The following is an 8,797-nucleotide window of genomic DNA, read 5'->3' as shown; positions in this document are numbered from 1 at the left end:
ACCTTGAAGATAATTATTTTTGAGGACAAACAATGAAAAAACCCCGCCTTTTTTAGACGGGGTTTTGTTTTTTAGGCTTTTTAGACAGCCTCTTTTTTGTTTTTGTATCTTTGGTATCATTATATTTTTAAACTATGGCTACAGGTTATTGGGAAGATAAAATTAAGATGTTTTCAAGCTATTTAAGGTTAGAACGCGGTTTATCTGATAATTCTATTGAAAGTTATATTTTAGATGTGCGAAAGTTTTTAAACTACTTAGAAAGCTATGATACAGACTTTAGTGTTGAACAAATTGACGAGGAGCTCGCACAAGGTTTTGTCTATCAGCTTAGCGAACTTGTTGCGGTTAATTCACAAGCTCGAATTATATCTGGGCTAAAGAACTTTTTTAATTACTTTATTTTAGAGCGATATATTGAGCGTTCGCCTTTCGAATTGATTGAAACTCCTAAATCAGGGCGCAAGCTACCTGATATCTTGAGTGTTGAGGAAATCGATCGTTTGATTGCTTGCATTGATCAGTCTACAAACGAAGGATATCGCAATAAAGTCATTCTCGAACTGCTATATAGTTGTGGATTGCGAGTTAGTGAACTTGTTAGTTTGCGCATTTCTGATTTGTTTTTTGAAGAAGGTTTTATACGGGTAATAGGTAAAGGTGATAAGCAGCGCTTTGTGCCAATTGACGAAGATACAATGAAGTATATTAGTAGTTATATTAAAACAATTCGATGCCAGTTAACTATTAAGAAGGAGGATGTGGATATTTTATTTTTGAATAGAAGAGGAGGGCAGTTGACAAGGGCAATGATATTCACTATTATTAAGCAATTAGCAAAAATAGCTAAGCTCAACAAGGTTGTAAGTCCACATACCTTCCGTCATTCGTTTGCCACACATTTATTAGAGAATGGGGCGGATATACGCATAATACAAGTCTTGTTAGGACATGAGTCTATTACTACTACGGAGATTTATACTCATATTAGTACAGAGCGATTGCGTTCTGTTATGGAAGACTTTCATCCAAGGAGTGGGAAAAAGCGATTGTAGTAATTCTTACTCTATTTTTAGAATTAGCGGTGATTTGAATCTATAAAGTAGATAGGAGGGATATAGAAGTACTTCATATAAACAAAAAAGAAAAGGGACTATTGTAAAAAAATAGTCCCTTTTTTATCATAGAAATTAATCTTGTGTCTTCTTTATTTAGCAATGTTTATTGCTCTTGTTTCTCTGATTACTGTAATCTTAACTTGACCTGGATAAGTCATTTCAGTTTGTATTTTTTGAGAAATGTCAAATGATAAAGTAGCCGCCATATCGTCTGTAACTTTTTCGCTCTCTACGATAACACGTAGCTCACGTCCAGCTTGAATAGCATAGGCATTCTTCACACCATTAAACTCATTAGCTATACTTTCAAGATCTTTTAATCGTTGAATATACGAATCTAATACTTGACGTCTTGCTCCTGGTCTTGCACCAGAGATCGCATCACATACTTGAATAATTGGTGCGATAAGAGTTGTCATTTCAATCTCGTCGTGGTGAGCTCCAATAGCATTGCATACTTCTGGTTTTTCACCGTATTTCTCAGCCCACTGCATACCTAAAATTGCGTGTGGAAGTTCAGTTTCAGTTTCTGGAACTTTACCAATATCGTGTAATAGACCAGCTCGTTTAGCTAATTTTACATTCAATCCCAGCTCTGCAGCCATTAAACCACATAGTTTCGCTACTTCGCGTGAGTGTTGTAGTAAGTTTTGTCCATAAGAAGAACGGTATTTCATTCTACCTACTATTTTAATCAACTCAGGGTGTAGACCGTGAATACCTAAGTCAATCACAGTACGCTTACCTATTTCGATGATTTCCTCCTCAATTTGCTTCGTTGTTTTGGCAACTACTTCTTCAATTCTTGCAGGGTGGATACGTCCATCCGTTACAAGTCTATGTAAAGACAATCGAGCAACTTCCCTTCTTACAGGGTCAAAGCATGAAAGAATAATAGCTTCAGGTGTATCGTCAACGATGATTTCAACTCCTGTAGCAGCTTCAATAGCTCTAATGTTTCTACCCTCACGACCAATGATTCTACCTTTTACGTCATCAGATTCAATGTTGAATACAGATACACAGTTCTCTACAGCTTCTTCTGTACCTACACGTTGAATAGTGTTGATAATAATCTTTTTAGCCTCTTGTTGAGCAGTTAACTTAGCCTCTTCAATAGTGTCTTGAATATGTGCCATTGCGTCAGCTTTTGCTTCTGTTTTTAAGCTTTCAATGATTTGGTTCTTAGCTTCTTCAGCAGTAAGTCCAGAGATAGCTTCTAACTGTTCAACTTGAGCGCGGTGAAGTTTCTCAACTTCCTCTTGTTTGCGTTCAATTAGTTCAAGCTTTTGGTCATATTCTTTAATTTTCTTTTCACTTTCATCAGCAGCTTTTTTGGCTCTTGAAAGTTCATTAGAAATTTGAGATTCCTTATCTCTTGTTCTTTTTTCTGCTTCTGCAATCTTTTTATCACGAGCTAAAATTACTTGTTCATGTTCTGATTTCAGTTCAATAAACTTTTCTTTAGCTTGTAATATCTTTTCTTTTTTAATCGCTTCTCCTTCGTTTTTTGCATCACGCAATGTCGTTTTTGCTTCATTTTTTGCACTTTGCAATATTGAAGAAGCGTGATTTTTCTCAAGGTACTTGGCGATTACAAAGCCGATAGCTGCACCAATCACAATTCCTCCTACGACAAATAATATTTCCATAAATGTTTCAAAATTATATATAAAAAAAGCTCACACTAGAATTGAGTTGTATAAACTCTAAGGTAAACAAGTTTTGAGCTAGCTTGCGGTTCAAGGATCTGCGTGAGCAGCGTGCTTTAGATGCAAAGATTTACTCATTTTAATTTGTTAGTGTTGAGTTTATCAAACAGGTACTAATGTGAGCAGTATTTTTAAGTCTCCCTTTTTTTAAAGTAAGAACGTCAATTTATTATTTAGCGAGTATTCGCTCAATAGCCTCATCTAATTTGATTAGTCGATCTAAGGCTTTGTTATAGCCTTCACTTGTATCGATGCTTTTTTGTTCTGTTTGCGATGCGAACTGTAAGGCACACATAGCTAAAACATCTTGTTTATCTCTAACAGCATAGTTCTCCTCAAACTGATGAATCATCGTATCAATCTTTTTAGACGCACTCCTAAGGGCTTCTTCCTGAGAGTAACTAACTGTTAGAGGGTATACTCTATCAGCAATTGATATTTTTATTCTTAATTGTTCATCATTGTTCATGGTTCAGATCTATTTTGTCAGATAAGCGATACACTGATCTATCTCTCTTATCAATGAATTTATTTTGAGTTTCATATCTCTTTTATTCTCTTCACTGCCCAATAAGGAATTTGCTAACTGAAGGGATTCATACTTCTTATAAATCTCATCTAATTGCTTTTCATTGTATTCAACCTCTTCATTTGCTTGGATTAAACGCTCTTTCAGCTGTGTATTCTCTGCTTCAAGTTTGTTTAATCGCTGTACAAGTTTCGCAAACTTAACCTCCAAAGAGCTGATTATGTTAGCCAGTTCACTCATTATACTTTCTATTCAAATATCCTTTAGCACAAAGTTACAATTTGTATTTAAATTTAAAAAAGATTTACAATAAAAAAAAGCTATTTCTCTAATAAATAGAATTGTTTATTATCTATGTGTTTCATTTTTAGCGTTTATAGTTCTTTTAATTTAGTTATTGTTTATTTTAGCAGAAAATGTTAGTAAGTATGAGATTAAAATTGATATCTACACTATTGTTAGGTAGTGTGGCAACTGTTTCTATGGCACAGGAAAAGTTAGACTTTAGCAACCCTTTGCAAATTCCTGTTAACCTTTCGGGTAATTTTGGTGAACTTCGCGGTACTCATTTTCACGCTGGACTGGATATTAAAACACAACAGCGCATTGGACTACCTGTCTATGCACCAGCAGATGGATATGTTTCGCGAATCAAAGTTTCTACTTGGGGATATGGCAAGGCGCTTTATATCGATCATCCAAACGGACAGACCACTGTCTATGGTCACTTGAATGAATATGCAGGAGAGATTGCAGATTATGTACGCAAAAGACACTATGCTGAAAAGGCTTTTGAAGTCGAGATGTTTTTTAAGAAAAATCAAATGCCTGTCAAGAAAGGGCAGTTAATTGCATATACTGGAAATACGGGTGGTTCTGGTGGACCTCATTTACACTACGAATTTCGCGATACAAAAACGCAGAAAATTATCAATCCTTTAAAAGAGGGAATGGATAAAATGGTAACAGATAAAATTGCGCCAAGTGTCAATAGCGTATTTGTTTATCCTATAAGTGATGATGCTGTTGCCAATACAAATGCCAACCCACAACTGTTAAATTATACGACAAGTGCGGATGGTACTTTAGTAGTGCCTACTGTAAAGGCAAAAGGAAAGATTAGCTTCGGAATAGATATTTTTGATCAAGCTGATTACAATGCTAACAAGAACGGCGTTTACTCTTTGGAAACTTATGTGAATGGAAAGCGTTTGTTTAGCTATCGATTTGATACATTTTCTTTTGCAGAATCGGGAACGGTAAACGCATTGATTGACTATGAACGCTACGTAAAAACAAGAGCTAAAGTTCAAAAGTTATTTGTAGAGAGACCTTACAATCTCTCTGTTTTATCCTATAACGAGACAAAGGGAATTATAGATGTTAAACCTGGTGAAAGTTACACCTACAAAATTGTGCTTTGCGATTATCACGGGAATGAAAGAGCTATAAGTATTCCAATAGAATACGATGCAACGGAGGCAAAGACGGCGAGAGAGAATAATGTCAAAGAGTTTAAGATTAACGCAGATAAAGATTACTATTTTGAAAGAGGGTTTGCAAGTATCAACATTAGTGGGGCAACTTTTTACCACGATTTAGCGATTGATATTAGCGCTGATCAAGAGCAGTTAGTAGTAGGGGAGCCTGTGACAGCGTTCCGAAAGAATATGGCAATTTCATTTGATACCTCAAAATTAACGATTGACAATCCAGATAAAGCATTTATTGGTAAGATTGACGAAAAGGGCAGACGAGATTTTTACAAGACTACAAAGAAAGATCATATTTACACAATTTATACAAAGTCTTTTGGTACTTATAAAATTATGATTGACGACAAAGCGCCGACGATCTATAAACCAAGTTTTACTGAAGGTCAATGGCTGAGCAATGCCAATGAGATTTCTTTCTTAATTAGCGATGATTTGTCGGGAATAGATACCATTGAAGGAAAGATTAACGACAAGTGGATATTGTTGGATTACGATCACAAAACAAAGAAAATAGTTCACAAGTTTAGTGATGGTATCGTAACTTCAGGTAAGAATGCAGTAGAGATAAAAGTAACGGATCGAATGGGGAATCAAGCTGTATACGTTTCTCATTTCTTTAGAAAATAACATACAAGGGTGGTTGTTCGCTGTAAAGTGCAATCACCCTTTTTTTATTTTCATCAATATTTATTGTTTAAAATATTGAATTACTAATACTTATAAATACTTTAGATTTAGCTTTATAGAATAAAAATGTGTAAAATTTACTTTATCTTTGATACGTTTTAATTCAATAAGTATGAATACAAGAATAAATATATTAATTGTTCTACTTGCGGTTATTGTATCAGCTTGCAAACAAGAAGAAAACTCTAAAGCCAATTTTCCGAACGATACTTCAGGTGTTCTTTCTAAAGAAGTTGATAGTCAAGAAGAAGAAATCAAACACAATGATATGCGTGTAGTTGACCTACCTATCGTTATGGGAGAGGCCAATTACCTAATGTTTCCTGTAGGTGAAGTACGTGTATATGGTTCGTCTTCTAAGTTTGGAAGCAAATCGAACAACAATTCTTATTCATATACTGTTTCTAATTTTTCACCTTATGAATTAACGGGATTCCTGGACAACATTATGTTTCAGCATAAAGATTCTTTAGAGGTTAGACCGTTAACGGATAAAAAATTAAAAATACACTCTGCGACTTATTTAAAGTCAATTGCTGATAAGTATAAAAAACACTTTCTTCTCTATAAGGTATTTGATGAGCAAGTTGTGATCAACCCTAAAACACCTGCCAAGTTGTTGTATATCAGTGAGGCTAACGGTCGCAAGTTTAAGAATGTTATTCAGCCTAACAATGAGCTTTTGGATTGGACTGTAATCGATGCGCAGCACAGATTATATTTCAGGACTATTGAAGATATCAATAAGGATGGTATCTTAGATATAGAGGATACGGTTAACTATTACTACATTAACCTATTGGATCCGAATTTGGAAATAAAAACACATGATCCTTTAGAAGTTGCTCTACCAGTAGCAATGGAAGAAGAAGAAAAATAATAAAGGTAAAAACACGCTATGCATAGCGTGTTTTTTTATTGTTTAGCAATGATGAAATCTTCGCTATGTTCTTCTCCTAACTGAAAGGTGAATACCTCGTCAAAACCAACGGGAATCCTAAATGTATTTTCAAGAGGGATGTCTAAAATGTAATTCCACATACAACGGATGGGACCTCCATGTGTAATGAGTAGAACGTTTTTAAAACTCTGAGTTCTGAGCTCATCCAAGAAATGATTCACTCTACTCTGTACTTCATATAGACTTTCTCCTTGTGGTGGACGATTGTGAGTGAGATTACTATTCCAAAGATCGATTTCTTGTTTCGGAATTTCGCTCCAATTTGCCATTTCCCAATGTCCAAAATTCATTTCTATTAGCCTCGAATCTGTTTGATACTTGGAGTCAAATTCTTCTGCTATAAAAGTGCATCGCTTGAGAGGACTACTAAAGATAGCATCAAAGGCTTTCGGAAGTTGCTTGCGCACTTGTAGCAAGTCATCTCTGTAGCTATTCAATAAGTTCAGATCCGTTTGTCCATAGCAGGTACCGGCTTGGATCTCTACTGCTGTGTGTCGAATTACATATACTTGCATAAGCCTAAAATACTTAGATAGAATATTACTTCACATATTTGTTGAATGGCTCCTAAACAATCACCTGTATAGCCTCCTATGTGTTTTTTGAAGTAGTAAGATAAGTAAATCTTTCCAAGGTAACTAATGGGAAAAGCGAGTAATAAGAGCCAGTTTTGATAAAGCAAATAAGGCAATAAAGTAATGATGAGGGATAACAAGATATTATTCCACGGTAATTTCTTACTGGCTAAGGGTTTTGATTTACTCTTGTCTATATCTTGTACATATTGGTGGGTGTAAATAGTCATGCCTGCGTGAAATCTACTTGTGGTATGTCCACAGATTATCGCAAATATTACGAGGGATAGGGATAAGTGACTTAGATGTACTAAAGTAACTATTTTTAGAATGAGTAGTAGTAAAATACCAATGACCCCATAGGCTCCAATGCGACTATCCTTCATGATCGTCATGATGTTCTCTTTGCCGTATCCTCCTCCAAAAGCATCACAGCTATCCGTAAAGCCATCTTCGTGAAACGCGCCTGTAAGTAATACAGTCAGACAAACAGATAGAATAATACTGATGTCATTTGGAAAAACCAATTGAGAGATATAGTAGGCTAAGGCTGCAAGTAATCCAACCACGAGTCCTACCAATGGAAAGTACTTTTGTGACTTATTCATGATCTCATTGTTATAGGGCAAGTGAAAGGGAATCGGAATCCTGGTAAAGAACATGATAGCCGTGCAGAAATAAGTTAATTCTCTTTTTATCATTTGTTTGAAACATTTGCAGATTCAAAACTTGCCATATTATTGAGAAAATTTACAGCACTTTGTATAATGGGATAAGACAAGGCACAACCTGTTCCTTCACCTAATCTAAGACTGAGGTTTAAAATCGCTCGTGCCCCTATTCTCTCTAAAAGGATACGGTGTCCTTGCTCGTCTGACTGATGGCAAAAGATGGCGTTATTTAATATCGCTGGGTTTATGTGATAAGCAACTAAGAATGCACTCGAGCAAATAAAGCCATCGATCATAAGTAACATATTGTTTTTATGTGCGGCAAGCATAGCACCACACATTTGTGCAATTTCAAAACCACCGAAGGTTTGTAGTATTTCTCTTGGTGTTTTTAGGTTAGGGTGATTGGCATGTACTTGTTGTAGTATTTGCTGTTTGCGCAAAAAGTTTAGATCATCTACTCCTGTGCCTCGACCAGTACATTCAGCAATAGGAATGTCCAATAGGGAACTCATGATCAGCGAGGCTGCTGAAGTATTGCCTATCCCCATTTCTCCAAAGCCGACGATATTACACTTAGAACTTACCAAGGATTCAATGTGCTTTTCTGCCGCTGTAAAACAGTATGTTAATTGTTCTTCAGTCATGGCTTTGTGGTTTAACATATTAGCTGTCCCATAACCTGCTTTTGAAGAAATCAAGTTTTCGTGTACGGGAAAATCTGCATTTACTCCTGCATCTACTATTTTTAAAGCAATGTTGTTTTGGTTGCAAAAAACATTAATTGCCGCACCTCCTTGAAGGAAGTTATACACCATCTGAGGAGTGACTTCCTGAGGGTAAGCACTAACGCCTTCTTTTGCTAACCCGTGGTCAGCTGCATAGACAAGTATTGTAGGATGATGTAACTGTGGAGTAAGCGTCTGCTGCACTTTGGCAATTTGAAATGCGAGGTCTTCTAATGTACCAAGTGCTCGAATAGGTTTGGTCTTTAAGTCAATTTTTTGTTGTAGTTGTTGATCGAAAGTCATCTATGTTATTTTAGTTT

General features: G+C 35.8%; 9 protein-coding genes and 1 other RNA gene. 3 read left to right on the top strand and 7 right to left on the bottom strand.

Annotated features, from left to right (window positions below; translation table 11 throughout):
- Positions 1–134: 134 nt before the first annotated feature.
- A complete protein-coding gene (xerD, locus tag GOQ24_RS03470; RefSeq protein WP_160339112.1) occupies positions 135–1,055 on the top strand; it encodes a site-specific tyrosine recombinase XerD in 921 nt (306 codons plus the stop codon).
- Positions 1,056–1,207: 152 nt separating this feature from the next.
- Here xerD and rny read toward each other — a convergent pair whose 3' ends face one another.
- The 4 genes from rny to GOQ24_RS03450 all read right to left on the bottom strand — a co-directional run bounded on the left by rny (position 1,208) and on the right by GOQ24_RS03450 (position 3,599).
- Positions 1,208–2,770 (bottom strand): ribonuclease Y, encoded by a 1,563-nt coding sequence (gene rny / locus GOQ24_RS03465; RefSeq protein ID WP_155091786.1) that lies wholly within the window; start codon positions 2,768–2,770, stop codon positions 1,208–1,210.
- Positions 2,771–2,822: 52 nt separating this feature from the next.
- A non-coding RNA gene (gene ssrS, locus GOQ24_RS03460) (6S RNA) lies at positions 2,823–2,929 on the bottom strand.
- 70 nt (positions 2,930–2,999) lie between these two features.
- Positions 3,000–3,299, bottom strand: coding sequence for a cell division protein ZapA (locus GOQ24_RS03455; protein ID WP_155091785.1), 300 nt, complete (start codon positions 3,297–3,299; stop codon positions 3,000–3,002).
- A 9-nt stretch (positions 3,300–3,308) separates the two neighbouring features.
- Entirely contained in the window at positions 3,309–3,599 is a 291-nt protein-coding gene (locus GOQ24_RS03450; RefSeq protein ID WP_155091784.1) for a hypothetical protein, read from the bottom strand.
- 188 nt (positions 3,600–3,787) lie between these two features.
- On the opposite strand from GOQ24_RS03450, the gene GOQ24_RS03445 reads away from it, so the two are divergent.
- Entirely contained in the window at positions 3,788–5,482 is a 1,695-nt protein-coding gene (locus tag GOQ24_RS03445; protein ID WP_160339111.1) for a M23 family metallopeptidase, read from the top strand.
- A 172-nt stretch (positions 5,483–5,654) separates the two neighbouring features.
- Positions 5,655–6,422, top strand: a complete 768-nt coding sequence (locus GOQ24_RS03440; protein ID WP_155091782.1) for a hypothetical protein — start codon at positions 5,655–5,657, stop codon at positions 6,420–6,422.
- A 35-nt stretch (positions 6,423–6,457) separates the two neighbouring features.
- Here GOQ24_RS03440 and GOQ24_RS03435 read toward each other — a convergent pair whose 3' ends face one another.
- The 3 genes from GOQ24_RS03435 to cobT are packed head-to-tail and all read right to left on the bottom strand — an operon-like array spanning position 6,458 to position 8,780.
- Positions 6,458–7,018: a histidine phosphatase family protein gene (locus GOQ24_RS03435; RefSeq protein WP_155091781.1), complete on the bottom strand. Its 561-nt coding sequence runs from the start codon at positions 7,016–7,018 to the stop codon at positions 6,458–6,460.
- On the bottom strand, positions 7,003–7,779 hold the full coding sequence (locus GOQ24_RS03430; RefSeq protein ID WP_155091780.1) for an adenosylcobinamide-GDP ribazoletransferase: 777 nt from the start codon (positions 7,777–7,779) through the stop codon (positions 7,003–7,005). Before GOQ24_RS03430 ends, GOQ24_RS03435 begins: the two co-directional genes overlap by 16 nt.
- Positions 7,776–8,780: a nicotinate-nucleotide--dimethylbenzimidazole phosphoribosyltransferase gene (cobT, locus tag GOQ24_RS03425; protein WP_155091779.1), complete on the bottom strand. Its 1,005-nt coding sequence runs from the start codon at positions 8,778–8,780 to the stop codon at positions 7,776–7,778. The genes GOQ24_RS03430 and cobT overlap by 4 nt, the downstream gene beginning before the upstream one ends.
- Positions 8,781–8,797: the final 17 nt, after the last annotated feature.

Origin of the sequence: Myroides sp. LoEW2-1 (assembly GCF_009767705.1) — a bacterium.
Taxonomy (GTDB): Bacteria; Bacteroidota; Bacteroidia; order Flavobacteriales; family Flavobacteriaceae; genus Flavobacterium; species Flavobacterium album_A.
Note: the sequence above shows the minus strand (reverse complement) of the source record. Positions and strands in the feature narration are given on the sequence as shown.